General features: G+C 63.9%; 24 protein-coding genes. 13 read left to right on the top strand and 11 right to left on the bottom strand.

The genetic code is table 11. The features are described from left to right. Positions 1–429, bottom strand: a complete 429-nt coding sequence (locus ABIE56_RS08710; protein ID WP_429243416.1) for a DMT family transporter — start codon at positions 427–429, stop codon at positions 1–3. A gap of 100 nt (positions 430–529) precedes the next feature. On the opposite strand from ABIE56_RS08710, the gene ABIE56_RS08705 reads away from it, so the two are divergent. After that, positions 530–1,459 carry a LysR family transcriptional regulator gene (locus ABIE56_RS08705; protein ID WP_429243415.1) on the top strand — a complete coding sequence of 310 codons (930 nt, stop codon included), beginning with the start codon at positions 530–532 and terminating at the stop codon, positions 1,457–1,459. 24 nt (positions 1,460–1,483) lie between these two features. Here ABIE56_RS08705 and ABIE56_RS08700 read toward each other — a convergent pair whose 3' ends face one another. Together ABIE56_RS08700 and ABIE56_RS08695 are read right to left on the bottom strand one after the other, a co-directional pair. Continuing rightward, entirely contained in the window at positions 1,484–2,164 is a 681-nt protein-coding gene (locus ABIE56_RS08700) for a type 1 glutamine amidotransferase domain-containing protein (RefSeq protein WP_429243414.1), read from the bottom strand. 93 nt (positions 2,165–2,257) lie between these two features. Next, positions 2,258–2,866, bottom strand: coding sequence for a TetR/AcrR family transcriptional regulator (locus ABIE56_RS08695; RefSeq protein ID WP_429243413.1), 609 nt, complete (start codon positions 2,864–2,866; stop codon positions 2,258–2,260). 133 nt (positions 2,867–2,999) lie between these two features. On the opposite strand from ABIE56_RS08695, the gene ABIE56_RS08690 reads away from it, so the two are divergent. Then, entirely contained in the window at positions 3,000–3,893 is an 894-nt protein-coding gene (locus ABIE56_RS08690; RefSeq protein WP_429243412.1) for a LysR family transcriptional regulator, read from the top strand. Here ABIE56_RS08690 and ABIE56_RS08685 read toward each other — a convergent pair. Continuing rightward, complete coding sequence (locus tag ABIE56_RS08685) at positions 3,846–5,099, bottom strand: multidrug effflux MFS transporter (RefSeq protein WP_429243411.1); 1,254 nt, start codon at positions 5,097–5,099, stop codon at positions 3,846–3,848. The two genes, ABIE56_RS08690 and ABIE56_RS08685, sit on opposite strands and share 48 nt — an antisense overlap. Positions 5,100–5,457: 358 nt before the next feature. On the opposite strand from ABIE56_RS08685, the gene ABIE56_RS08680 reads away from it, so the two are divergent. From ABIE56_RS08680 to ABIE56_RS08670, 3 genes are read left to right on the top strand one after another with little or no spacing between them, the layout of a single operon-like run. Beyond that, positions 5,458–6,219 (top strand): glucose 1-dehydrogenase, encoded by a 762-nt coding sequence (locus ABIE56_RS08680; protein ID WP_429243410.1) that lies wholly within the window; start codon positions 5,458–5,460, stop codon positions 6,217–6,219. 19 nt (positions 6,220–6,238) lie between these two features. Further along, positions 6,239–6,985 carry a carboxymuconolactone decarboxylase family protein gene (locus ABIE56_RS08675; RefSeq protein WP_429243409.1) on the top strand — a complete coding sequence of 249 codons (747 nt, stop codon included), beginning with the start codon at positions 6,239–6,241 and terminating at the stop codon, positions 6,983–6,985. Positions 6,986–7,004: 19 nt separating this feature from the next. Next, a complete protein-coding gene (locus ABIE56_RS08670; protein WP_429243408.1) occupies positions 7,005–7,412 on the top strand; it encodes a (R)-mandelonitrile lyase in 408 nt (135 codons plus the stop codon). Between the two features lie 132 nt (positions 7,413–7,544). Here the strand turns inward: ABIE56_RS08670 and ABIE56_RS08665 are convergent, their stop codons facing one another. Together ABIE56_RS08665 and ABIE56_RS08660 are read right to left on the bottom strand one after the other, a co-directional pair. Beyond that, positions 7,545–7,976, bottom strand: a complete 432-nt coding sequence (locus tag ABIE56_RS08665; protein ID WP_429243407.1) for a hypothetical protein — start codon at positions 7,974–7,976, stop codon at positions 7,545–7,547. A 74-nt stretch (positions 7,977–8,050) separates the two neighbouring features. Next, complete coding sequence (locus ABIE56_RS08660; RefSeq protein ID WP_429243406.1) at positions 8,051–8,500, bottom strand: DUF4265 domain-containing protein; 450 nt, start codon at positions 8,498–8,500, stop codon at positions 8,051–8,053. Between the two features lie 119 nt (positions 8,501–8,619). Between ABIE56_RS08660 and ABIE56_RS08655 the strand changes: the two genes are divergently transcribed. From ABIE56_RS08655 to ABIE56_RS08635, 5 genes are all read left to right on the top strand, one after another. Further along, positions 8,620–9,138 (top strand): sigma-70 family RNA polymerase sigma factor, encoded by a 519-nt coding sequence (locus ABIE56_RS08655; RefSeq protein ID WP_429243405.1) that lies wholly within the window; start codon positions 8,620–8,622, stop codon positions 9,136–9,138. Then, a complete protein-coding gene (locus ABIE56_RS08650; RefSeq protein ID WP_429243404.1) occupies positions 9,135–10,109 on the top strand; it encodes a FecR family protein in 975 nt (324 codons plus the stop codon). The genes ABIE56_RS08655 and ABIE56_RS08650 overlap by 4 nt, the downstream gene beginning before the upstream one ends. Positions 10,110–10,177: 68 nt before the next feature. Further along, complete coding sequence (locus ABIE56_RS08645) at positions 10,178–12,613, top strand: TonB-dependent siderophore receptor (protein WP_429243403.1); 2,436 nt, start codon at positions 10,178–10,180, stop codon at positions 12,611–12,613. A 4-nt stretch (positions 12,614–12,617) separates the two neighbouring features. Next, positions 12,618–13,775, top strand: coding sequence for a PepSY-associated TM helix domain-containing protein (locus ABIE56_RS08640; protein WP_429243402.1), 1,158 nt, complete (start codon positions 12,618–12,620; stop codon positions 13,773–13,775). A 20-nt stretch (positions 13,776–13,795) separates the two neighbouring features. Continuing rightward, the gene (locus ABIE56_RS08635) at positions 13,796–13,945 is read left to right on the top strand and encodes a hypothetical protein (RefSeq protein ID WP_429243401.1); all 150 of its coding nucleotides are present in this window, start codon (positions 13,796–13,798) and stop codon (positions 13,943–13,945) included. A 98-nt stretch (positions 13,946–14,043) separates the two neighbouring features. Here the strand turns inward: ABIE56_RS08635 and ABIE56_RS08630 are convergent, their stop codons facing one another. Both ABIE56_RS08630 and lgt read right to left on the bottom strand, forming a co-directional pair. Continuing rightward, entirely contained in the window at positions 14,044–14,838 is a 795-nt protein-coding gene (locus ABIE56_RS08630) for a thymidylate synthase (protein ID WP_429243400.1), read from the bottom strand. A gap of 14 nt (positions 14,839–14,852) precedes the next feature. Further along, positions 14,853–15,680, bottom strand: a complete 828-nt coding sequence (gene lgt / locus ABIE56_RS08625; protein ID WP_429243399.1) for a prolipoprotein diacylglyceryl transferase — start codon at positions 15,678–15,680, stop codon at positions 14,853–14,855. 148 nt (positions 15,681–15,828) lie between these two features. Between lgt and ABIE56_RS08620 the strand changes: the two genes are divergently transcribed. From ABIE56_RS08620 to ABIE56_RS08610, 3 genes are all read left to right on the top strand, one after another. After that, complete coding sequence (locus tag ABIE56_RS08620; RefSeq protein WP_429243398.1) at positions 15,829–17,811, top strand: alpha/beta hydrolase family protein; 1,983 nt, start codon at positions 15,829–15,831, stop codon at positions 17,809–17,811. A 117-nt stretch (positions 17,812–17,928) separates the two neighbouring features. Then, the gene (locus ABIE56_RS08615; protein ID WP_429243397.1) at positions 17,929–20,841 is read left to right on the top strand and encodes a TonB-dependent receptor domain-containing protein; all 2,913 of its coding nucleotides are present in this window, start codon (positions 17,929–17,931) and stop codon (positions 20,839–20,841) included. Positions 20,842–21,200: 359 nt separating this feature from the next. Further along, positions 21,201–24,221, top strand: coding sequence for a TonB-dependent receptor (locus ABIE56_RS08610; RefSeq protein WP_429243396.1), 3,021 nt, complete (start codon positions 21,201–21,203; stop codon positions 24,219–24,221). A gap of 272 nt (positions 24,222–24,493) precedes the next feature. Here ABIE56_RS08610 and ABIE56_RS08605 read toward each other — a convergent pair whose 3' ends face one another. The 3 genes from ABIE56_RS08605 to ABIE56_RS08595 are packed head-to-tail and all read right to left on the bottom strand — an operon-like array spanning position 24,494 to position 26,516. Further along, entirely contained in the window at positions 24,494–24,994 is a 501-nt protein-coding gene (locus ABIE56_RS08605; RefSeq protein WP_429243395.1) for a TPM domain-containing protein, read from the bottom strand. Then, positions 24,994–25,893 (bottom strand): TPM domain-containing protein, encoded by a 900-nt coding sequence (locus tag ABIE56_RS08600; protein WP_429243394.1) that lies wholly within the window; start codon positions 25,891–25,893, stop codon positions 24,994–24,996. The genes ABIE56_RS08605 and ABIE56_RS08600 overlap by 1 nt, the downstream gene beginning before the upstream one ends. Then, positions 25,893–26,516: a LemA family protein gene (locus tag ABIE56_RS08595; protein ID WP_429243393.1), complete on the bottom strand. Its 624-nt coding sequence runs from the start codon at positions 26,514–26,516 to the stop codon at positions 25,893–25,895. The genes ABIE56_RS08600 and ABIE56_RS08595 overlap by 1 nt, the downstream gene beginning before the upstream one ends. Position 26,517: the final 1 nt, after the last annotated feature.

Here is a 26,517-nt window from a genome sequence, read left to right as displayed (position 1 = left end):
TTAGTGAATGAGCCACAGGGCCAACAGGATGGCGATGAGTGCCCCGACACGGTGTCCGTCGACCGCTCGCTTCGCGCTCCCTAGCCAGCCGAAGTGATCGATCACCAGGCTGGCCGCGACCTGCCCGAACAGGATGCCCACCATGGTCAGGCCGACGCCCACTACGGGGGTCGCAAGGGTCAGTGCCGCCACATAGATCGGGCCAAGGATGCCGCCCGTGAGGAGCCACCGGGGCTGCGCAAACATAAGCGCAAGCCGCGGGCGGCCGAAGATCAGGCCGAAGGTAAGCAGCAACGAGCCAAGGGCGAAGATGCCCAGCACGGCCCAGCCGTGACCGACCTCCTCGCCTAGCGGGCCGAGCAGCCCCGCCTCGACCGAAAGGCCCATCCCGGCCGCGACGACCAGGGGGAGTAACCAGATGTGTTTCACGTCCTAGGTTCCGCTATGGGGGAACCGCCAACGTAGGGTGATGTCGAATCGGGAACAATTAGGGCAAAATGAAAAACATCATTGCGATTCGGGCAACTTCATGCAGCTCAATGCGCTCCGCTATTTCGCCATGGTCGCTGCCACCCAAAGCTTCATTGCCACCGCGCGGCACTTTCGCGTGCCCGCCTCCTCCGTGTCCCGCCAGATCGCCGCGCTGGAAAAGGAGGTGGGGCAACAGTTGCTCTACCGGCACACGCGGGCCGTTCGCCTCACGGATGCCGGCGAGCGCTATTACCTGATGGTTCGCGAAGCGCTCAATCTGCTTGATCGGGCCGCGGAACAGGCATCTGACGCAGATACGGATGCCGCACTGAAGGGCGTGCTCCGCATCAATGCGCCCGTTGCACTCGGCCGGTTGCATATCGCGCCGCTGCTGAACCAGCTGCAGAAAACCCACCCCGCACTCAGCGTCCAACTCACCCTCACCGACGCGTTTATCGACCCGGTGCAGGAAGGCGCGGACATCACCGTGCGCGTTGGAACACTCGAGGATTCCGGCCTGGTTGCGCGCGCGATTGGCCCCCAGCGTTACGTCGCGTGTGCAAGCCAGAGCTACGTGCAGGCCCACGGCGCACCCGATAGCCCGAAGGCGCTGGACCAGCACAACTGCCTGGTCTATCGGGGGCACCGTGGCGCGCAACGCTGGTACTTCCGCCGCCATGGCAGTACGCGTTACGACGCATACGACGTGGAGGGGAGTTTCCAAAGCAATAACGCCGAGGCACTCGTTTCGGCAGCTGAAGCGGGGCTGGGCATCGTGCTATTCCCCACGTGGCTGTTCCATCCGGGCAGCTTCAGGAAAGGCCGCCTGGTCCAACTGCTGAGCGACTGGGAAGGCTCGGTGGAGGCGGAACCGCCTGGAATCCACCTCGTCTCCCCCGAGAATCGCTCTCGCTCCCGCAAGGTGCGTACGGTGATGGACTTTCTTCTGGAGCAGATTGGTTCGCCGCCCTTTTGGGATCGCGTGTGAGGCCCAAACGGCGACGGATGGCCGTCACGCCGAGAGCTGCTTCATCAGCACGGCCGCCGCTTCGGTGGACGAGGCCGGGTTCTGACCGGTGATCAACAGGCCGTCGGCGACCACGTACGAACCCCAATCAGGACCCTTCGTGTAGATGCCGCCCTTCGCCTTGAGCTCGTCCTCGACCAGGAACGGCACAACGTTGGTGAGACCCACGGCTTCTTCCTCGGTATTGGTAAAGCCGGTGACCTGCTTGCCTTCCACCAGCGGCTTGCCGTCGGCTGCCTTGACATGGCGCAGTACGCCAGGTGCATGGCAGACCAATGCAGCCGGCTTGCCCGCTTCAATGAACGACTCGATAAGGGCGATCGAATGCGCATCTTCTGCCAGGTCCCACAGAGGACCATGACCACCGGGATAGAACACAGCATCGAACTCCGCCTGAGCCACGCTATCGAGGCGAAGCGTGTTGGCCAGCTGCGCGTTAGCCGCGGCATCGGCCTCGAAGCGCCGGGTAAGATCGGTGCGGAATGAGGGCTCGTTGCTCTTGGGATCCAACGGCGGCTGGCCACCCTTGGGCGACGCCAGTACCACCTCGACCCCGGCATCCTTGAACGCGTAATACGGTGCGGCCAGTTCTTCGAGCCAGAAGCCGGTTTTACGGCCCGTGTTGCCCAGCTCGTCATGCGAGGTCAGAACGATAAGCACTTTCATGGGAGGTTCCTGTGTTGATTTTAGTAGACCGGTCGTCTAGTAATTCGACCCGATAAAAGACACTCCAACGAAGTGCCTGCTGAAACCCTCCCCTCAGGAGGGGAGGTGCAAAACCTGTCGCGTGGTCGTCATGGCATAACGGAAGGGCTCGGTATTCCGAACGACCTTCACCATGATGCTAGCCCCCAGCCACAGCTGGTACAGGCTCTGTGCAACCTCTACCGGTGGCTGCTCCACCGTGAGCGAACCGTCGGCCACACCGGCCTCGATCGCCCGCGCCATATACGTGACCACGCCTGCCGTTCCGCGCTTCATCGCTGCGCGCATGGCTTCAGAGAGATCGGCAACTTCCGCGCCCAACTTCACCGCCAGGCATTTACCCTGGCAATCCTCGAAGGACTGATTGGCTTCCCACGCCTGGAAATACGATACCAGGCGCTCTGCGCCCGTACCGCCGGCCTGGATCAACATCCGGTCCATATCCGTCAGGTAATCCTCGAAGTATCCCTCCAGGATCGCCTGACCGAACGCTTCCTTCGATCCGAAGTAATGGTAGAACGAGCCCTTGGGCACGCCTGCGGCAACAAGGATTTCGTTCAGGCCGACCGCCGAAAAGCCCTTCGCACCCATAATCCGCTGCCCCGTCGCCAGGATATTTTCGCGAACGTCGGAGGATTCGGTGGTGGCGGCGGCTGGGCTCATGGGTACGGACTGTACACAGAATTAGACCGGTCGTCTACTACGATCGACGTGTGGCACGACGACCCCTGCTCTCAGCTTGCCCGAGTGAGCCATCGAGCTATAGTGCGAATCAATCCATGAGGAATGCTCATTAATGGCTCGCGAGAACTACGGCGATCTGGTCGCATTCCTGGCGGTGGCGCGGGCGAAGAGCTTCACGCGTGCGGCCGCGCAGCTTGGCGTCTCGCAGTCGGCGCTGAGCCATGCCATGCGCCAGCTGGAAGCACGTCTCGATGTTAGGCTGCTTACACGCAGCACACGAAGCGTTGCGCCCACGGAAGCCGGCGAACGGTTGCTTGCCTCGATCACACCGCGCTTTGAAGAGATCGATGCGGAAGTGGCAGCCATTCGCGAACTCCGTGGCAAGCTCACCGGCACACTGCGCATCACCACGGCCGACTACGCTTTCCACACCGTGCTCTGGCCAACCTTGCAGCGGCTGCTTCCGCTACAACCTGATCTGAAGATCGAAACGATCATCGATCACGGCTTGACCGATATCGTGGCCCAGCGTTTCGACCTCGGCATCCGCTACGGCGACCAGGTAGCCAAGGACATGATCGCCGTGCGTATCGGGCCAGACATCCGCATGACGGTGGTCGGCTCGCCCACATACCTGGGTAAGCGGATCCGCCCGAAAACACCGCAGGACCTTACCGAATTCCAATGCATCAACCTGCACCTGGCTTCGTACGGGGGCCTCTACGCGTGGCAATTGGAGAAAGGCAAACGCGAAGTGCAGGTCCGCGTTGATGGCCAGCTCAACTTCAACGGTATTCTGCAGGTGGTCGATGCCGCCGTAGCGGGCTTCGGGCTGGCGTTCATCCCCGAAGACCTGGCCGAACCGCATGTCCGGGCCGGCAACCTCGAGTACCTGCTGCGCGACTGGTCACCGATCTGGCCCGGCCTGCATGCCTACTACCCTAGCCGCCGCCAATCGTCACCGGCGCTGCGGCTGGTAGTCGATGCGCTCCGCTACCCGCGCTGAGCTGGCGCCACGGTGTGCCATGAACGCGCAGAGCGCGCAGCCCGCGGCGGCAACCAGCATCACATCCATCATGGGCCCTGGCGTGCCATCGGCGAAAACACCGACCGATGCCGCACCGACGATGCCGCCACCGTACTGAAGGGCCCCCAGCAGCGCGGATGCCGCACCGGTACTTCGCGCATAGGCGGCCAATGCCGCGGTTACCGCATTCGCCACGATGAAGCCGGTGGTGCCAACGAAAGCGATGGCCGGGATAAGTACGGCCCACGGGCTGTCGATATGCAGCGCATGCGTAAGAACCATCACGGCGATCGCGGCCACGGCACTCATCGATCCAGCGCGCAAGAGTTTCTCCGGCCCCCAGGCTCCGACAAGCCGCCGATTGCCGATATTCGCCGCGATCATCCCCACGATGCCGCCCGAGAAAATGAGCGCGTAGGTCGCCGGGGACAGCTTGAAGTACGCGATATACACGAAGGGCGACGCGGCGATGTAGGCGAACGTGGCGGCAAAGAAAAAGCTTAGCGCACCGGCAAAAGCCAGCAGCTGACGCTGACGCAGCAGCATGCCGTACGCGTTGAACGCCGAACCGATGTTGCCCAGCTCACGTCGCGAGGGCGGAAGGGTCTCCGGCAACGTCCACACAGCGACCACGGTGGCCAGGCCCGTGACCACCAGGATCGCAAAGATCAGGCGCCACGACCCGCCCCACCCCAGCACGGCACTGCCGATCACAGGGCCCAGCAGCGGCGCCAGCGCCATGATCGTCATGAGCGTGGACATGACTTGCGCACCACGCGTGCCCTCAAAGCGATCACGCACCATGGCCCGGGCAATCACGACACTGGCGCAGGCGCCAATGGCCTGCACCGCGCGCCAGCCCACGATCGTGACCGCGGACCCCGCCAGGGCACAGCCAGCGGACCCCATGGCAAACACCACCAAGCCAACCATCAGCGGCGCGCGCCTGCCAAAGCGATCGCTCAGGGGGCCCCACATCAGTTGCCCGAGGCTGAAGCCCACCAGGTACATGGATACCGTCATGGCGGCCAGGCCTGGGGCGATATGCAGCTCGCGCGCCATGGCCGGCATCGCCGGAAGGTAGAGATCGGTTGAGATAGAAGCGAATGCCATGAGCAGGCTCAGCACGGCCATGAACCGGTATTCGGCGAACAGCCCGTGGCCGCCCAGCCTACGGGTGTTCATAGCCTCGCCCTTTGTGAGCACGGTTGATCGAGGCGCTGGGCCATAGGTTCCGCTCATTCAAAAAAGATCCAGAGGTGCCGAGACCACTCGCCCCGAACGACGACCACCAGCGTATCGACGCCGGCGCCCAGATAAAGCCGCCAGGAACGATTGACGCTATGAGCAGGGCTCATGAACCGTATGGCGCGCCCTCAACAGCCGCGCAAGGAATTCATGAACCGCTTTCATAGGCCCAACCGCTTCCATGGGCTTAATCCCGGGCGATTGCGTTGCTAAAAAGACCTGCTTCCAGGCACACATCAGGGATGCCGCGAACGATCACGCGCGGTCGCTTCCCAACCATTCCGGAGTCACAGTCATGAGTAGTTCCTTCAAGGGCAAAGTCGCCTTCGTCACCGGTGCCGGCATGGGCATGGGCCTGGCCACCGCCGAAGCATTCGCCGAACAAGGCGCGGCCGTGGTGCTAGCCGACGTGAACTACGACGCCGTTACGGCTGCCGTTGAACGCATCACGGCAGCGGGCGGTCAGGCGTTGGCCTTGCAGTGCGATGTATCCGACGAAGCCGCAGCGAAGGCTGCTGTCGAGAAGACGGTGGAAGTGTTCGGCCGCCTTGATGCCGCGTTCAACAACGCGGGCATCCAGACCCCGAGCGCCGACACGGCCGATGCACTAAGCGAAGAATACGATCGCACCATGGCCGTGAACCTGCGGGGCGTATGGAACTGCATGAAGTACGAACTGCAGCAGATGCGACGCCAGGGTTCGGGCGCCATCGTCAACTGCTCGTCGCTAGGCGGCCTGGTGGGCTTGCCGAACCGCGCGATCTATCACGCTGCCAAGCACGGTGTCATCGGGCTCACCAAGAGTTCCGCGCTGGAATACGCAGCGCGCGGTGTCCGCATCAACGCGGTATGCCCCGGCATCATCGATACACCGATGGTCGCAAAGATGTTTGAAGTCGGCGAGCTGAAGATGAGCGATGTCGCCAGCGTGCAGCCGATCGGCCGCCTGGGCCGCGCGGATGAGATCGCCAGCCTGGTGACTTTCCTGTGCGGCCCCGGCTCCGAATTCATCATCGGGCAATCCATCGCCATCGATGGCGGCTATACCGTTCCCTGAATCATAGGCGAGCTTACCCATGAACACTCTCACCGACGCGATGCAGGTGGTATTGCAAGCATCCGACCCTGAACTCGCGGCGATCGCCACCCGCGTTGCCGACGATATCGACGCTTCCTCGTCCATCGACCAACCCACCCGGTTTGTGGTGCAGCTGGGCGCCATGGTGGCAAGCGGCGGCATGCGCCAGTTTGCCGTTTTACTTGATGCAGCGCAGGCCTCCGGCCTGGAGATCGCGACCCTGAAGGAAGTGGTCTATCAAGCGGTGCCCTATGCTGGCATGGGGAAAGCCCTGGAAGCGCTCGGCGTGCTTAATGCCTTCCTCGTCCGAAACGGCCTGCCCGCCACGCACGAGGGCTACGCCACGGTAAACGCCAACGACCGCCAGGAAAAAGGGCTCGCCCTTCAAAAGCAGATCGTTGGCGCCGAGACGATAGAGACGCTTTACGCGACCTCGCCGGCTGATCTCCTGCATATCCAAACGCTGCTTTCCGCGAACTGCTTTGGCGACCACGTCGCCCGCGCAGGCCTGAGCGTACCGCTTCGCGAACTGCTTACGCTGGCCATACTGGCGGCGCTGGGTGGATGCGAACCGCAACTGAAGGCCCATGTGGCCGCGAATGCCCGCGCAGGCAACGGCCGCGCCGTGTTGATCGCTGTCATGTCCCACCTGTTGCCACTGATTGGCTACCCGCGCACATTGAACGCGCTACGCATCATCGGTGAAGTGCTGCCCCCCGAACCTGGTTTGCCCGCCGTCCCCTGATTTCTCCGTGGAGCACCCCATGAAACTTATCCGCAATGGCTCGCAGCCGTCGGCCAAAGGGCCGGAAGACTATTTCACTGGCACGGTCCGCATCGACATGCCCTTCAAGGGCGAAGGTGCGGCGACCGTCTCCGGTGCGTTCGTCACCTTTGAGCCGGGCGCCCGCAGCGCCTGGCACACCCACCCGGTGGGGCAGATCCTGATCGTGACCGCAGGCAAGGGCTGGACCCAATGCGAGGGCGAGGAGATCGTCGAGATCAACGCCGGCGACATCATCGTCTGCCCACCCGGCCACAAACACTGGCACGGCGCCACGCCGGCCACCTCGCTCACGCACATCGCCGTGCAGGAAACGTTGAATGGCTCGGCGGTGACCTGGCTGGAGAAAGTGACCGACGAAGAGTATCTGCGCGGGCCAAAGGCCTAGCCCGACTTTTGCAGGAGCGCGCTTGCGCGCGATACGGTCTTGCGGCAAGCACCCATCGCGCGCAAGCTCGCTCCTACAAGCCGTCTTCGGGGGCCGATATCGTTCAGAGCGCGCCGCCCTCTGCTATCGGACCTACACGAATCGCGTGAATACGTTCTCTACGCCGAACGTCGCGGCCACTGACGCTGCTTGCTCTGGGGTGATGCCAAACAGCATCACGGATGTGCTATCCCAGAACACGATCTCGAACAGCGCTTCAGCCATTTGGGGTCCAACGCCCTCGTCCCACAAGCCAGCGTTTCCATCGGCCCATGGTTCAACGGCAACCGGGCTGCGAAACCCTCGCGGTACAGCATCGAACACTCCCCATTTGAACTGAATCGCCTCGCACTCCAGTTCAGCCTCCAGGTCCATCCCGGTGACCCACCCACCCTTCAGCCCGTCGCGATGGGGGAGCGCATCGATGTCCGCCAGATGCCAGTCAACGTCACACAAACGGAATGCAAGGGCAGCCACGACGGTCGTGAGATCGGGTACATGGACGGTGCGGATCTGTAAGTTCATGGACACATCCCAGTTTGACAAGATCGCGTTGATGACCCCACGTCGGCCACTGACAGCTCGACGCAGATCGCAACTCAAGCCTCGCCGGAGCCTCGAACGATCGGTTCTTCATAATCAAGGCAGCCGGTCGCTGCTTCCATGTCGAGGAATCTTTCAACATGGCCCACCAAGCTATTCGGAACCGAGACCGCTAGAAGCTTCCGATCCTCCCAGTATTCCGTCAGACATCCGAGATGCGTCAGTTCGCGATCAACACGATCTTTCTGCGCGAGGTCGAAAAAGACAATCCGCATCAAAGAACGCGGGGACGCACGGACAATCTGGCGAAACCACAGAACGCCGTCTCTTTCATCGACTGACACGACATCACCGAGATTCGCATCGACAGCAAAAAAGGGAATGTTGTCTAACGTGAATAGCCGCTCGTCTTGATCAGGCAGAGCCCATACGGATTCAGTGCCGACGCCCGGATATCCGTCCTCATCCTGCTCTATTTGAAAGAACACCTTGGCCTGATCTCGCATTAATCTGCGGTCTTGTCGACATTGGATGCTCCACAGGGTACCTGACTTGCGAGCCCGGCCAGCCTTGGCGCTACCAACACGCCCTTCCAGCTGCGAACCATTCCCATTTACAATTGGGTATGCGATCCCGGCTCCTCCCCTCCCCGGCCCCCGGCCATGCCGATGCGCACCGCATCTACGGCGAACACCAGCCGTGGCTGTTGCAGCGGCTGCAGGCCCGGTTGCAGCACCGGCAGGATGCCGAGGACCTGACCGCGGAAACGTTCGTGCAACTGCTGACCCAACCCGACCTGGCCAGCATCAGGGAGCCGCGCGCGTTCCTGACCACGCTCGCGCGGCGCCTGCTGTTCCACTTCTGGCGCCGCCGCGACCTTGAACAGGCCTACCTGGATGCCGTGCGGCAGATCGGCGATACGCATGCCATCGGGGCGGATGAGCAGGCCATGCTTACGGAAGCCCTGGTACGCATCGATCGCGCACTTGATGGCTTATCAGCCACCGCCCGCAAGGCGTTCCTCTTCAGCCAGCTGGATGGGCTGACCTACGCCCAGATCGCTACGCGGCTTAATATTTCGGTGATGACGGTGCGCCGGCATGTGGCGCGCGGCATCGCCTGCTGCTGTGCGGTGGCCCCGTGACACAGCACGATACCGCCACCCGCCAAGCGATCGATTGGGTGGTACGGCTCGGCTCGGGCGAAGCGACCGACGCCGACCAGCACCGTTTCGATACTTGGCTGGCCCAGCACCCAGACCACTCCGCCGCATGGGCGCGCGTAGGCCACGCACTGGACGCCACGCTCGCCCCACTACGTGCCGGGGGCAACACCGGCGCAGCCGTGCAAGCGCTGCGGCAGGCCCTGGTCAAGGCACCTGCCCGGCGGCGCTTCCTGCGTGGCAGCCTCGCCCTGGCGGGCCTGGGTGCCGGAGGCGCGCTCGTGCTTTCGGCCGGCCGCTGGTTCGATGGCCGGGGTTCGGCCCTCGCCACGGACACCGGCGAACGGCAGCGCTTTGCCTTGCCCGACGGGAGTTCGGTACTACTCAATGCACGCTCACGCGCGGTGCCGGATGTCAGCCCGGCATCCCGTGGCCTGCGCCTGGAGCGTGGCGCCGCCCTCGTGGATGCTGCCGCGGGGCGACTGCCGTTCCTGGTTCGCAGCGGCGAAGCACGCATTGCCAGCGACGGCGGCCAGTTCATGGTCAGCCGCGATGACGAGCGAAGCCTTGTGGCCGCGATCGACCGCCCCCTGGTCGCGACAGCCCCCAATGGACACGCGATCTCACTGCAGGCGGGGTCGTCAGCATGGCTGGGCGTGAACGGCATCGACGCGTCCGACCGCGATGCCCGCTCGCTGGCCGCCTGGCAACGCGGCGTGCTGGAAGTCGGTGACCAGTCGCTTGGCCAGGTCATCGATGCGTTACGGCCCTACCGAACCGGACTGCTCCGCGTGGCATCACGCGCCGCCCGCTTGCGCGTCATGGGCCTGTTCCCGCTGGACGATACCGAGCGGGCGCTGGACATGCTGGCAGCGACGCTGCCCATCCGCGTCGAACGCTACAGCCGCTGGCTGACCCTGGTGGAACCGCGCGACGAGGATGCCGCGGCCTGAACACTTTTGCGTGGCTCGTTACACATGGATTGCGACGTACCTCTTGTGATCCTTCCGCGAGCCTATCCATGCCACGACACCTGCACCGCCCGGCGCGCCTGCGCGCCCTGACCCTGGGCCTTTCCCTCTGCCTCTCCTGCCGCCTGCTGGCGCAGGACGCACCCGTATACGATTTCGACCTGCCGGCGGCCCCGCTTGGCGCGAGCTTGATGCGTATCGCCAGCACCAGCGGCCACCTGCTCGCTGTGGATCCCGCGCTGGTAGCCAACCTCCGCGCCGCGCCGTTGCACGGGCGCTATTCGGGCCAGGCCGCCGCCGAAGCCGCGCTGGCGGGCAGCGGCCTCGCCTTGCGCACCACGGCGGATGGGGCGTGGACACTGGTTCCCTCAGCGACCCCGGCGGCCGGCACCACGGCGCCATCATCCCCAACGCCAGCGCCGGCGGCCCGCGTATCCACTCGCACACTCGAAGGCCTGCAGGTCTACGGCAACTACGAGTCGGGCTACGCCGCCAACACCACCCGCGCCGGCACCAAGACCGACGCCAGCTTGCTGGAGACGCCGGAGGCAATCTCCATCGTCACGCGCGCCCAGATGGATGCACAGGGCGTGCAGAACATTCCGCAAGCGCTGCGTTACGCGCCGGGCATCCTCACCGCGCAGCGTGGCTTCAGCCAGGATGGGGGTGGCCAGGAAGAAATGTATGTGCGCGGCTTCCTCGTCGATCAGTATCTCGATGGCTTGCGCCTGCCCAGCCGCTCCGTCGCATCGTATGGCGCATCGGCCGTGGACCCTTACGCGCTGGAGCGCGTGGAACTGGTACATGGCCCGGCTTCGGTCCTGTACGGGCAATCGAGTCCTGGCGGCCTGGTGAACCTCGTCAGCAAAACGCCGACCGATACACCGCTGCACGAGGTCGGCATACAGACGGGAAGCTACGCTCGCAAGCAGTTGCAGTTCGACCTGAGCGATGCGCTATCGGACACCGTGGATTACCGCCTGGTGGGCCTTGGCCGGGATTCGAACACCCAGGTGGATCACGTCAACGACAAGCGCGTGATGTTCGCGCCCTCCGTTCGCTGGAAGATCAGCGATGCGACGGCGCTCACCGTCATGGGTGGCTACCAGCACGATCCCGATGCGGGCTACTACAACACGCTGCCTTACGTGGGCACCGGCAAGCCGGCGCCGTTCGGCACTCTCTCCAGCCACCTCGACCCAGGTGACCCGGATTTCGACAAGCACCGCCGCACGCAGTACTGGCTGGGCTACCGCCTGGAGCACGCCTTCAGCGATAGCTGGAAGTTCGTGCAGAACGCCCGCTACATGGAAAACCGCGACACGTTGCAGGCCGTGTTCGTCAACGGCTGGGCGTGGAACGACGGCAGCCTGGATGACCACACGCTCGGCCGCTATGCCCTCGCGATGCACGAAGCCACCCGCACGCTGACGGCAGATAACCAGTTGCAGGGGCATTTCGATACCGGCAGTGCGACCCACGATGTTTTGCTGGGTATCGACTACCAGCGCACGTTGTATCGCCAGAGCTATGGCTACAACTGGTTCGGTGTGCCCGGCCTGGACGTGCTTGATCCGGTGTATGGCGCCAGCATCGATGTACCGGACTACTCGGCGGATCAACACACGCGCCTGTCGCAGACCGGCGCCTACGCGCAGGACATCATCCGCTGGGGCCAGTGGCGCGCGCTGGTATCCGGCCGCGAAGACTGGGCCAGGGCGGACACCACCGACAGCATCGCCGGTACCGCGGTGGACCAGTCCAAACACAAGTTCACCACCCACCTGGGCCTTACCTACGTCACGGACTTCGGGCTGGCCCCGTACCTGAGCTATGCGACCTCGTTCCAGCCGCAGGCCACGGCATCGCTCGAGGGCGGCGGCACGCCGGCACCCACCACCGGCAAGCAGTACGAACTGGGGGTGAAGTACCAGCCGGCCGGCAAGCAAAGCTTCATGAGCCTGGCGGCGTACCACCTGGTGCAACAGAACGTGCTGACGACGGATCCGCTCACCCTGTTGCAGTACGTGACCGGCGAAGTCCGCTCGCGCGGTATCGAAGCGGAGGCGCACGCGCAACTGACCGACGGCCTGGCCATCATTGGCAGCTACACGTGGCTGCAGCAGCTCAACACCCGCACGCGTGAGCCCGATGAACAGGGCAAGCGACCGATCGGCATCCCGCGCAACACAGGAGCGCTATGGCTTGATTACCGGGTTCAAGCGGGCGATTTCCAGGGTCTTGGCCTAAGCCTTGGCGGACGCTACGTCGGTGGCAGCTACGGCGATGCGACCAATACCTTCACGACACCCGCCTATGCGGTGCTGGATGCAGGGGTGCGCTACGAGCGGCAGGGCTGGAACTATTACCTGACGCTCTCCAACCTCAGCGATCGCCGCTACGTTGCCTCGTGCCTTTACTCGCAGAGCGCGTGCAACTACGGTTCGCGGCGCACGGTGCTGCTGGGCGCGAACTACCGCTGGTGATGGCATGAGCCTGTCGGTTCGCCGCTGGTCGGCCATCCACCGCTGGAGCAGCATCGCGTGCACGGCGTTCCTGTTGCTTCTGTGCATGACCGGCCTTCCGCTCGTCTTCCACGACGAGATCGACGCGTGGCTGGCACCCCACCACTACGCAGCAATGCCGGCCGATACGCCACCGGTCAGCCTGGATACGCTGGCCGACACGGCCCGCCAGCGCTATCCACACGATGTCATCGCCTCCATGCAACTGGATGACGACGAACCGCAGGTCGTGGTGTGGATGGTGCCCTCGTTCGCCGCGATGAAAGCCGATTTCACCGTGATGCATGCAGTGCGGTTTGATTCGCGCAGCGGGGCGCTGCTGCAGGCATTGCCCTCGCGCGCCAGCGAGACAGGCACCTTCACCGGACTGATGCTCGCCCTGCATACCTCATTGATGCAGGGTGCCATGGGCGAATGGTTTCTCGGCGCCATGGGCCTCGTGTTCGTGCTGGCGGTGGTCTCGGGCGTGGTGTTGTACGCGCCGTTCATGAAGCGCCTGCGCTTTGGGACGGTGCGGCACGACAAGTCGGCTCGCACGCGCTGGCTGGACCTGCACAACCTGCTCGGCATTTGTACGGTGGCCTGGGCCGTGGTGGTAGGACTGACCGGCGCCATGAACGAGCTCTCCACGCCACTGTTCCAGGCCTGGCAGCAGCACGATGTGCAGCCATTCCTCGCTACGCACGCGCCGCCATCGGACGAACGTGGTTCGGTTACCACGTCGTTCCAGCAAGCGCTGGACAGCACACGGCATGCAGCCCCAGGCATGACCATCCTCAGCATCGCTTATCCGGGTAATCCGTTCGGCAGCCCCTATCACTACCTCGCATGGATGCAAGGCAACGAGCCGCTCACCTCGCATCTGCTCACCCCGGCATTGATCGATGCGAGAACGGGTGCCGTGACAGCCACCCTGCGCATGCCCTGGTACCTGCGCACACTGGAACTCGCACGCCCGCTGCACTTCGGTGATTACGGCGGGCTTGCCATGAAGGTGGTTTGGGCGGTGCTCGATGGGCTCACCATCGTTGTGCTGGTGAGCGGGCTCTATCTGTTCGTGGTGAAGCGGCGGCGCCGCGATGCGGGCAACGCAGCGGCTAACGTTCCCGGCGGTGTCACGTGAAGCGCCAGGAGGTATGGCTCATGCCTATCGTGTTGAACCTCATGGCCACGGCCGGCCTTGGTTGGGCCCTGCTATCGGAAGGCTGGGTAAGCAAGGCCATGGCAACGCTTCTGCTTGCGACGCCCATCACCATAGCCATCTACAACGCAACGAAGATCCGCTCTCTGTAGGAGCTCGCTCGCGCGCGATTCGACGCGTGCAGCAAACCTTCATCGCGTGCAAGCACGCTCCTACAAGGATGCGGTCGAGCCATGCAGCGATCGCGAGGTCAGACGGCCACGGGTGCCTTGATCGCCGGGTGCGGATCGTAGTCGACAATCGACACATCCTCGAAGCGGAAATCGAAGATGCTGTTCACTTCCGGGTTCAGCACCAGCTTCGGCAACGCACGCGGCTCGCGCGCCAGCTGCTTCTGCGCTTGTTCGATGTGGTTCGAATACAGGTGTGCATCGCCCAGGGTATGCACGAAATCGCCCACTTCCAGCCCAGTGACCTGGGCAATCATATGGGTGAGCAGTGCGTAGCTGGCGATATTGAACGGGATGCCGAGGAAAATATCGCCCGAGCGCTGGTACAGCTGGCACGAGAGTTTTCCGTTCGCCACGTAGAACTGGAACATGGTGTGGCACGGCATCAGAGCCATCTTCGGCAGCTCGCCCACGTTCCATGCGGAAACGATAAGGCGGCGCGAATCCGGGTTGCGCTTGATCTCTTCCACCACCCAGGCGATCTGGTCCACCACCTTGCCATCGGCCGTGGGCCACGCGCGCCACTGGCGCCCATACACCGGGCCCAGGTCGCCGTTCGCATCAGCCCACTCATCCCAGATGCTGACACCGTTTTCCTTCAGGTACGCGGTGTTCGTATCGCCCTGCAGGAACCAGATCAGCTCATGGATGATCGAGCGCAGGTGCAGCTTCTTGGTGGTGACGAGCGGGAAGCCCTTCGACAGGTCGTAGCGCATCTGCCAGCCGAACACGCTGCGCGTGCCGGTGCCGGTGCGGTCGGCCTTTTCGGCGCCGTGCTCAAGGACGTGGCGGAGCAGTTCGAGGTAGGGCTGCATGGCGAAGGACGATATCAGGTGGCAGTAGCGGTGGGTGCTGCGACCGGCGCGTAGGGTGCGCGGCGCGACATCAGCAGCCAGAGGATGCCCAGGGCAATGAGCGGCAGCGAGAGAATCTGGCCCATGGTGACCCAGCCAAACGCAAGGTAACCCAGCTGCGCATCAGGCACGCGTACGAACTCGATCGTGAAGCGGAACACGCCGTAAAGCAGCGCAAACATGCCCGACACCGCATAGCGCGGGCGCGGCTTCATCGAGAACACCCACAGCACGGTGAACATCACCACGCCTTCCAGGGTGAACTCATACAGCGGATTCGGGTGGCGCGGCAGCATGTCCGGCGCGTGCGGGAAGATCATGCCGATCGGCAGATCGGTGGGCTTGCCCCACAGCTCGCCGTTGATGAAGTTGCCGAGGCGGCCAAGGCCCAGGCCCAGCGGCACCAACGGTGCCACGAAATCCATGGTGTCGAAGAATTTTACGCCGTTGCGCCGCGACCACCACATGCCGGCCACCAGCACGCCCAGCAGGCCGCCATGGAAGGACATGCCGCCATCCCACACCCGGAAGATCGCCAGGGGGTCGGTCCAGATCCAGTTGATGGCCGTGTAGAACAGCATGTAGCCCACACGGCCGCCCAGGACCACGCCCATCATGGCGTAGAACATCAGGTCGCTGAACCGATCGGAGTTCACCGGCAGCCGCCCCTGGCGCCGGCGGTACTCGCCCAGCGCCCACCCGCCAAGGAAACCGCCCAGGTACATCAGGCCGTACCAATGGACCTGCACCGGGCCGGCGTGGAAGGCGACGGGATCGAACTGGACGACGAACGGAGAGGCCATGGACGGGCACGCAAAGGGGCGATCCCCAAGTGTACCGCCCCCGCTTGCGGCACGCCGCCTTGTGAAGACGCCGCAACTGAGCTATAGAGCCAACCGGACTGCCATCCGGGGGGATGGCGGACAAGGATGCTTCAAGGGGAGAACCTAGATGACGATTCGCCTCGCTCGGCCGTTGCTGGCCGCGCTTTGCCTGGCTGCGTGCCCGGCCGCGGCCCTGGCGGCCGACCTGATCCCGACTGCGGATTTCGCGCGGCACTCGCCGATCACCGACCCGCATCTCTCGCCGGACGGCCTGCATGTATCGGTGTCTTTCCACGACCCGGACGGCAAGACCCACGGCGTGGCCATATTCAACACCAGCGACATGAGCAAGCCGATCTCGCTGATCCGGATGCCGCCTTATGAAATGCCGCACGACGTCATCTGGGCGAGCAACACCCGCCTGGTGGTAGCGCGTGGCAAGAAGGATGGCTCGATCGGGCGCGAAACGTTCACCGGCGAACTGATGGCTATCGATATCGATGGCAAGAACCCGGATTACCTTTACGGTTCCGAAGCCGTGGGCAAGCGCGCGGGGACGCGCGCCCTTGACCAGGGTTATGCCGAAATCGAAGGGCGCCCACCGCAGGCCAATGGCCACTTCTACATGCGCACCACCTCGTGGAGCGACCGCGACCGCAGCACGCTCTACGACGTGGATGCCCAGAGCAGTTCACGCCGGCAGGTAGCCGATATCGGCATTGGCCAGATGAGCTTCATGCTCGATCCCCAGGGAACGCCGCTTTACACGTTTGGCGTGGACAAGGAGCACCACTGGGCCGTGTTCCAGCGCGATGCGGGTGGCGGTTGGAAGAAGATGAGCCTGGACCGCGACTTTTCACGGTTCACCCCCATCGCCCAGGCGGCCGGTGGCAACCGCATCTACGCCGAGTACAGCCCTGATGGCGTCGGCGGCGCACTGGCCGAGCAGGATCCTAACGGAGGCAACGCCCGCATCATCCGGAAGGATGCGTTCAGCCAGGTGAGCTCGAACGGACTGTGGACGGCCGCCCCCTTCCGCCCGTTTGCCACCCGCGCTGAAACGGGCCTGCCGACGGTTACCTATGTGGACCCGCAGGATCCGACTGCCAAGCTGCACATGGCTATCTCGCAGAAGTTTCCCGGCTACGGGCTCAACTTCATTTCGTATAGCGAGGATGGCAGCGAACTGATGTTTGCCATCTGGAGCGACCGGGATCCGGGCCGCGTCATGCTGATCAACACCAAGACCTACAAGGTGAGCGCGCTGTTCACCGTGCAGCCCTGGATCGATCCGGCGAAGATGGCCGAGCGCCGCCCGCTGCGCTTCAAGGCCAGCGATGGGCAGGAGATCGAGGCGATCCTGACCTTCCCGAAGGGCAAGCCCGAAACGAACCTGCCGATGGTGCTACTGCCGCACGGCGGCCCGTTCCAGGAAAAGGATTCGTGGGCCTACGACGAGGATGCCCAGTTCCTGGCCAGCCGTGGTTATCTGGTGCTGCAGGTGAATTTCCGCGGCTCCAGTGGCCGCGGCCAGGAATTCATCCAGGCCGGCTTCAAAAAGTGGGGCACCCTGCTCCAGGATGACTTGATCGACAGCGTCAAATGGGCGATCAGCGAGCACTACGCCGATCCGAACCGCGTGTGCGTGTTCGGCGCCAGCTTCGGTGGCTATTCCGCACTGATGGCGCCGATCAAGGCCCCGGGCATGTTCAAGTGCGCGGTGGGTTACGCGGGCATCTACGACCTGCCCATGATGTACGAGAAAGGCGATATCGCCGAATCGAAGAGCCTTACCAGCGAACTGCAGATGACCCTGGGTACCGACCAGGCCGTGCTCGTGGCGAACTCGCCCGACCGCATGGCCGAGAAGCTGAACCTGCCGATCATGCTGGTGCATGGCGAGGACGACGAGCGCGCCCCGTTCGCCCAGTTCAAGGCGATGAAGGCAGCCCTGGATACGGCGCACAAGCCATACGAGACGCTGACCAAGTCCGGGGAGAAGCACGGCTTCGTCAAGCCGGAGAATGTGGAGGAGCTCTACAACAAGCTCGCTGCCTTCCTGGACCGTAATATCGGCGATGGCGCAGGAGCAAAAGCGGCGGCACCCTGACCGGGCGTGGGCAACCGCCGTGACCCCTGGCGGTTGCCCCTTGCGCCCGCAAGCGTTATGTTCGCGTGATCGCTGGGCCCGGGTGGTGCCTGGCGGGGATCGGGAGGTTGTCGGGGTATGGTCGTCAGTAGTGGGCAGAAGCGCCACGTCGCGGCGCGGCGGGCGGTGCTTGCCGTCGCCCTGCTCGGCTGCCTTGCGCCCGGCCCCCTGCTGGCGCAGGACGCCAGCTCGCCCGCTGAAATGCTGGCCCCGGTCAACGTGACCGTCACCGGCTCGCGCATCCGCGGTATCGATGTCGAAACCGCCCAGCCCGTCTTCACCATGGACCGTGCGGCCATCCGCGCCACGGGCCTTACCAGCCTGGGCGATATCGTGGCCCGCATGCCCTCAGCCGGCACACCCGAAGTCACCCCGCAGGACACCCTTTCATCCAGTAACGATGCAGGCGGCCGCTACGCCAACCTGCGCAACCTGGGTGCGGTGCGCACCCTGGTGCTGGTGAATGGCCGCCGCTGGACCACCAGCCTGGGCGGCCTTACCGATCTCTCCACCATTCCCGTATCCATCGTCGAGCGCATTGAAGTCCTGAAAGACGGCGCCTCCTCGATTTATGGCTCCGATGCGATTGGTGGGGTGGTGAACATCATCACCACCGATCGCTTCGAAGGCGCATCGGCCGATGTGCTGTACGGCGTGAACGGAAAAGGTGACGGCGCCCAGAAGAATGGCAACTTCACCTGGGGCCGCAGCACCGAGCGCTCATCGATCATCCTGGGCGCCAGCTACGAAGATGGCGATTCGCTGGACGACGACAAGCGCGCACTGACCAGCACGGCCTATGGCCCACGCCACCCGCTGGATGGCTACAACATGGGCGCTTACGGTGGCGTGGTGGATCCGCGCGCTGCGGGCACGGCGGGTGCAGGCAGCTACGCGGCCGATGGCAGCTGGGTGCCAAACCGCTACGTGATCAACCACGGCGCCACCGATACCGCCAGCCTGGCGAACTATCACCCGTACGATGTCGACAGCACTGCCGACAAGTACAACACCCAGCGCGACATGACCTTCCGCGCGGGCAGCAAGCTGCGCAACCTGTTCGCCACCGGGCGCTACAACCTCACCGACGACATCACGTGGCGCGGCATGGCCAACTACGGTGTGCGCGATACGCGCAGCCAGGCGGCGGGCTATCCTTTGCAAAGCGCCACCGGCCGGGCTGAAGGGCTGGATATCGATCCGGCCAACGCCTACAACCCGTTCCCCGGCTACGACACGTCGTTCTTCCGCCGCACGGTGGAAGTGCCACGCATGACCTGGGCCAAATCGAAGGTGTTCCACGCCGATACCGGCCTGGAGGGCACGTTCCTGTGGGGCGACCACACGTGGAGCTGGGATGTTACCTACGCCTACTCCGAAGATCGCGCCAGCCGCACCACCAGCGGCAATATCAACCTGGTGAATGCACGCAAGGCACTGGGCGCCACGACCACGATTGATGGACAGGTGGCCTGTGCCGATGCCGCCGACCGCGCGGCGGGCTGCGTGCCCTGGAATATCCTGGCCGGCCCGGGTGGCACGCCCGATTCGGTGTGGCGCTACGTATCCTCAACCACCACCGCGCACGAAACCACCCGCACCAACGATGTCATCGCCAACCTCACCGGCGGCATCGTCGATTTGCCTGCAGGCACCTTGCGCGTAGCCGGCGGCCTCGAACATCGGCGGGAAGATGGGCGCTACGAACCCGATCCGGCGGATTCCGCAGGGCTGACGACGCAGTTGGCGAGCGATCCGACCCGCGGCGGTTACATCGCGAACGAAGCCTATCTCGAGTTCGATGTGCCCCTGCTGGCCGACCTGCCTTTCGCGCAGGAACTCGCGGTGAACGCCTCTTCCCGCTATTCGCACTACACCGCGTTTGGCGGCCGCACCAACAACAAATACAGCTTCCGCTGGAAGCCGCTGGATGACCTGCTGCTGCGTGGCACCTATGCGCAGGGCTTCCGCGCGCCCACCGTGTCCGACCTCTACGGCGGCTCCGCCGAAAGCTTCGAAAGCTTCCTGGATCCGTGCGACAGCGCCTTTGGCGCCTCGGCCACCGATGCCGCCGTGCGCTCGCGCTGCGCGGCCGCCGGGGTGCCGGCGAATTATCGCCAGGTCGATCAATCGGGCGCGCAGATCACTTCGAATACCGGCGGCCAGAACCCATCCGCGTTCCGCACGGGCGCCAACCCGCACCTGAAGCCAGAATCGTCGATCACGCGTACCCTGGGCCTGGTCTACAGCCCCATGTACATGGACGGGCTCGATGTAACGCTGGATTACTACAAGGTCGATATCCGCGACGTCATCACGCCGATCCTCGCGGGCGACATCCTCAATTTCTGCTATGTCCGCAATGACCCGACGTATTGCGGGCGCTTTACGCGTGCGGCAGATGGTCGCATCACCTCGCTGGATGAGAGCCTGGTCAACCTGGGCTCGCTGCGTACCGAAGGCTACGACCTCGGCATGCACTACCGCTTCCCGCAGACGCGTTTCGGCGAATTCACGGTGCTATCCGATAGCACCTACCTGAAGGACTATACGCAGCGCAGCAGTGCCAGCGCGGAACCACGCCAGCTCGCCGGCTACATGAACGGGGTACAGGGCCTGTACCGCGTGCGCTCCAACCTTTCGCTCGACTGGGGCTGGAAGCACTTTGGCGCGACATGGACCGTGCGTTACTACTCGGGCCTGAAGGATTCGTGCTGGTCGACGACGGTGGAATGCAACCAGCCGGATACGTTGAACGTAATCAGCGGCGTCACCGGCGTGAGCCGCAAGGGCGGCGTGGCATTCAACGATCTGCAATTCCGCTGGACCACGCCGTGGAACGGCAACGTACGCGTGGGCATCAACAACGTGTTCGCGCGCAAGGGGCCGTTCTACTACAACGTGGCCAGCGCGGGTGGCGGCAGCCCGCCGTATAACCCTGCGTTCGATATCGACCGGTATTTCTACATCGGGTATCAGCAGCGGTTCTGAGTGCGTGGATCGCGCGCAAGCGCGCTCCTGCAAATTAGCCGCGCAGCCCTGTAGGAGCGCGCTTGCGCGCGAAAAGCCTACGCAGCGGTGGAGCTGCTACCTGAGAACCACTCTCATCTTGCGCCCCGTCGCAGCAACGCGCGATATCCGCTTGTTTGTGCACGAAATGCCGCAAATGCTTGCAGTCGCATGACGACGGCGTTATGTTCGTGTTACGTCGCCATTCGCCCTGAGGTGGGCGCGACGTCGGTGTCCCCACGCCGTTTACCTCACACACCCACAACCGAGTGCCGTCCCACGGCGCTACTACAAGCTGTTCAGCCTTGCTGAAAATGCAGGGCCAGGGAGTTTTTGACCTCATGACAAGCACCACCCTGCTCACGCGCTCTCGCGTGTTGAAGCGCACTGCGCTCGTTTCCGCGCTCGGCGCCTGCCTGCTGGCCGGCACGGCCTTCGCGCAGAGCACCGTTGGCGACATCTACGGCACGGCCTCGGCCTCGCAGACCATCCAGATCCAGAACCTCGGCTCGGGCGCTGCGCGCACCGTCACCGCCGATGCAGACGGCCATTACCGCGCCTCGTCGCTGCCGATCGGCAGCTACCGCGTGAACGTGATCGAGAACGGCGCGACCGTTTCGACCCGTGACATCAACGTCGTCGCCGGCCAGTCGGCGCAGCTGAACTTCGCTTCCGCCAACGGCGGCAGCACCAGCGCGCAGGCCCTCGACACCGTGACCGTGTCGGCCAACGCGCTCTCCGCCATCGACGTGGCATCGGTCGAGTCGCGCACCAGCTTCACTGCCGACAAGCTCGACAAGCTGCCGGTGCCGCGCAACGTCGTCGACGTCGCCGCACTGACCCCGGGTACCGTCAAGGGTGACTCCGCGTTCGGCAACCTGCCGTCGTTCGGTGGGGCCTCGGTCGCCGAGAACAGCTACTACGTCAACGGCTTCAACGTTACCAACCTGTACAACAACCTGTCGTTCTCGGAAGTGCCGTTCCAGGCCATCCAGCAGCTCGATGTGCAGACTGGTGGCTACGGCGCGCAGTACGGCTTCTCGACCGGCGGCGTGACCTCGGTGATCACCAAGCGTGGCACCAATGAGTGGAAGGGTGGCGCATCGTGGGTTTACACCCCGGCATGGGGCCGCGAGCAGCAGCCGACCACCTACACCAAGGACGGTACCCTGTACCGCACCTACCAGAAGAACAGCGACAACGACAACGTGTACTCGGCCTGGCTGGGCGGCGCGCTGATCAAGGACAAGCTGTTCTTCTACGGCATTTTCCAGTCGCACAAGGAAACCGAGACCGCCTACCCGGGCGCGACCTCTTCGGCTCCGGCGCAGCGTAACGAGTACAGTGATCCGTTCTATCTCATCAAGATGGACTGGAACATCAATGACTCGAACATCCTCGAATGGACGGGGATGAACAACACCAAGCACACGACCAACCAGTACTACAACTCGGAAATCGGCGCTGACGGCAAGCCGTCCACCACCGATTACCTGGGTGACCGCCACGTCAAGACGGGCGGTGCGGTGAACGTGTTCAAGTACACCAGCTACATCACCGATGACCTGACTGCCACCGCGCAGTGGGGCAAGATGAAGTCCAAGAACTCCTCGGACTACACCTCGGCCGATGGCACCGTCACCAAGTACGACGGCAACATCAACAGCCCGAACCAGGGTTGCCCGTACGTGATCGATCGTCGCAGCAGCACGCAGAGCGGCCTGACCGATCCGGTCCACTCGTGCTACCTCGCCAGCACCATCGATCGCTTCAACGGTGAAGACCAGCGTACCGCTTACCGCGTCGACCTCGACTGGAAGGTGGGCGACCACGACCTGTCGGGCGGTTTCTCGCGCGAGAAGTGGAAATCCGATTCCGGCCAGAGCTACGCCGGCGGCGCCCTGTACTACTACCGCACGAATGCGGCAGGCCAGGATTACGTCTCCGAGTACAACTACCGCACCGGTGGTTCGGTCGCGATCGACCAGAAGTCCTGGTACCTGCAGGACAACTGGCAGGTGACCGACAAGTTCCTCGCCTACATCGGCGTGCGCAACGACTCGTTCAACAACCAGAACGGTGCTGCGCAGAACTTCGTGCGCCAGGGCAACATCTGGCAGCCGCGCCTGGGCTTCTCGTACGACGTGTTCGGCGATTCGAGCACCAAGATCTTCGGTACCGCCGGCCGCTACTCGCTGCCGATCGCCGCGAACGTCGCCCTGCGCGCCGCCACGGCGTCGTACTACACGATCCAGAACTTCTCGTACTCCGCCATCGATCCGGTGACCGGCGTGCCGACCCTCGGCGCCCCGCTGACCGACAAGTCGATCGTGAACGGCGAGAACGGTTCCACCCCGGATCCGCGCTCGGTCGCCACGAAGGACCTGAAGCCGTACTCGCAGGATGAGTTCATCCTGGGTATCCAGCACCGCATCACCAGCGATAACGACTTCCTGAACGACTGGGTGGTCGGCGCCAAGGCAACCTACCGCAAGCTCAACAACGCTATCGACGATACCTGCGACTGGCGTCCGTTCTACGCTTACGGCAAGTCGATCGGCCTGGACATGGACGCCAACGGCGACCAGTTCACCCCGCCGTCCTCGATGCCGGGCTGCTTCATCTACAACCCGGGCAGCAAGGTCACGGTTGACGTCGATCTGGACGGCAGCGGCCAGCTTCGCCAGGTCTCGATCCCGGGCAAGGCGTTCGGCGAGAAGGCCAAGCGCACCTACGAAGCCGTCACCCTGTCGGCTGAGAAGGCCACCGATAACTGGTACGTCAATGCGTCGTACACCTGGTCGAAGAACCGTGGCAACACGGAAGGCCTGGTGAAGTCGGATAACGGCCAGGACGATACCGGCACCACCAGCGCGTTCGATTACCCGGAACTGATGGTCGGCGCGACCGGCTACCTGCCGAACGATCGTCGCCACAGCTTCAAGGTGTACGGCGGCTGGCGCATCACCCCGGAATGGCAGGTTGGCGTGAATGGCCTGCTTGAGTCCGGTCGTCCGACCAGCTGCTTCGGCGGCGGCGACGAGACCGTGGGCGGCATCCCGAGCTACAACTCGGAGTTCTTCTACTGCGATGGCAAGATCTCGCCGCGTGGTACGGCCAAGCGCCTGCCGTGGAACTGGTCGATCAGCCCGAACGTCGTCTACACCCCGGCTTTTGCCAAGGGCGTGACGGTGCAGCTGGACGTGATCAACCTGTTCAACAACGACAAGAAGACCGCGATCAACGAGATCGGCGAGAACGGTTCGGATACGAACTACTACAGCACGACGTACCGCGTGCCGACGTACTACCAGACGCCGCGTTACCTGCGCCTGATGGTCCAGTACGACTTCAGCCTGTAATTCATCGCAAGCTGGACACAGAAAGGGCCGCCCATCTGGGCGGCCCTTTTTTTGGTTCATCGCGCATGTCCGGGGCCGCTGGCGCAGCCGGCTCTTTGAGGCGGTTCATTCGCTTTGCGAATGCATGCTTCCAGCGGCTTACGCGGCCTCCGGCTTGCCGGGTTGAGGAAGCCGCATGAGACATGCATTCGCGTCAGCGAATGAACCGATAACGATGCCCGACGCAAAAAATGCCCCGGAAATACGCGAAGAACCTTTTTCATGCTCCTGCGTCAGAGCAGAAGCGGCTGATCCGGCAGTTCGTTCGTTCGGGGCGTGCCATCGGCCGGGAAGTGCCGCGCCAGCAACGCACCCGCCTCGTTCACGCCGGTGAGCACGGCCTCGCGGAAATGCCCCTTGGCGAACTCATCGCGCATGTGTGCCGTGATCGCTTCCCACTCGGCCGCCGACACCTTCCGCGCGATGCCGCGATCGGCGACGATTTCGATGCGGTGTTCCGCGAGCAGTACATAAAGAAGTACGCCACAGTTGTCTTCCGTATCCCACACACGCAGATGGGCAAACAGCTCCGCCGCGCGATCGCGCGCGGTGACGCCATCGGTCACCGCAGCAAACGGTAGCCGCGATTCCACAGCGACACGCAGCTCGCCGCGATGGGTCTTTTCACCCGCGGCCACGCCGGCCGCAATCGCGTCGAGTGCTTCCTTGGGAAACTGCCGGCCGATCTGGAACCAGGCGCCAAAGAGGTTGGCCGAGATGCGTTGCATATCCATCACCAGCTCCCCGACGAACCGCCGCCACCAAAGCTGCCACCGCCGCCGCTGAAGCCACCACCACCGCCACCGCCAAACCCGCCGCCACCGCCGAAGCCACCACCACCGCCGAAACCGCCCCAACCACCCCATCCGCCGCCACCAATGGAGCGGCCGGCGCCCATGGGGATGGCCATGAGCAGCGCGCCGCCGACGAGGCCGAGCACGCCGAAGAACAGGGAGTTGAGTAGCAGCCAGCCGAGGCCGCCGGCAATGAGGCCGCCAATGGGCGCACGCACGCCGAGGGGCGCGCGGCCAAGCACGCCGCGCAGGAACAGCACGCCGAACAAGAGCGGGATCAGGAAGTGCCCGCCGCCGTTGCCGCGGCGCTCATGGCCGTCATCCGGGTTTACAGGGGGAGGCAGCGTTTCGCCCTGCACAATCTGCGTGATCGCGTTGAGGGCTTCCGTGATACCGCCGTAGTAATCGTTGACACGCAGCTTGGGCGCCATGTATTCGCGGATGATGCGCGAGGCGATGGCATCGGGCAGCGCGCCTTCCAGGCCGTAGCCCACTTCGATGCGCACGCGACGATCGTTTTTGGCCAGAAGCAAGAGCACGCCATCGTCGGTGCCCTTGCGGCCCACCTTGTTGGTCTCGGCCACATTGAGCGAGTAGCTCTCGAGGTCGTCGGGTTGCGTGGTGGGCACCATGAGCACCACGACCTGGGCGCCCTTGGCCTTTTCCAGTTCAACCAACCGGGCATCCAGCTGGTTCACCTGATCGGCGGTGAGCGTGCCGGTCAGGTCGGTGACGTGCCGGGTGAGCTTGGGAACGGCCGCCGCATCATCGGCCAGTGCCGCCAGGGGCGGCACCAGCAGCGCGAAGGCGAGCAGCAGCCGTGCCGCGAACCGGCGCATCAGTGCGCGGCCGAGGCCGCCGGTGCCGGGGTGCTATTGAAATCGACCGTAGGCGCCGTGGAGATGGCCTTTTCGTTCTCGACGCTGAAGTTCGGCTTCACCTGGTAACCCATGACCTTGGCGGTGAGGTTGTTCGGGAATGAGCGGATCAGCGTGTTGTACGACTGCACGGCATCGACATAGCGCTTGCGGGCGACGGTAATGCGGTTTTCCGTGCCTTCAAGCTGCGCCTGCAAGTCGCGGAACGAACCGTCAGCCTTCAGCTGGGGGTAGTTCTCGCTGACCACGAGCAGGCGCGAGAGCGCGCCGGAGAGCTGGCCCTGGGCAGCCTGGAACTTGGCCAGGGCTTCCGGATCGTTCGCCTGCTCCGGCGAGAGTTGCACCTGGCCCACCTTGGCGCGGGCGGCGGTGACTTCGGTGAGCACGCGCTCTTCGTGCTGCGCGTAGCCCTTCACCGTGTTGACCAGGTTAGGCACCAGGTCGGCGCGGCGCTGGTACTGGTTGAGCACCTCGGACCAGGCGGCCTTGACGGCCTCGTCCTCGCGCTGGATCGAGTTGTAACCACAGCCGGACAGGATGCCGGCGAACACGACGAGGGCAAAGGTACGGAGGAGTGTCTTCATG

The organism is Luteibacter sp. 621 (genome assembly GCF_050435445.1).
GTDB lineage: Bacteria > Pseudomonadota > Gammaproteobacteria > Xanthomonadales > Rhodanobacteraceae > Luteibacter.
Note: the sequence above shows the minus strand (reverse complement) of the source record. Positions and strands in the feature narration are given on the sequence as shown.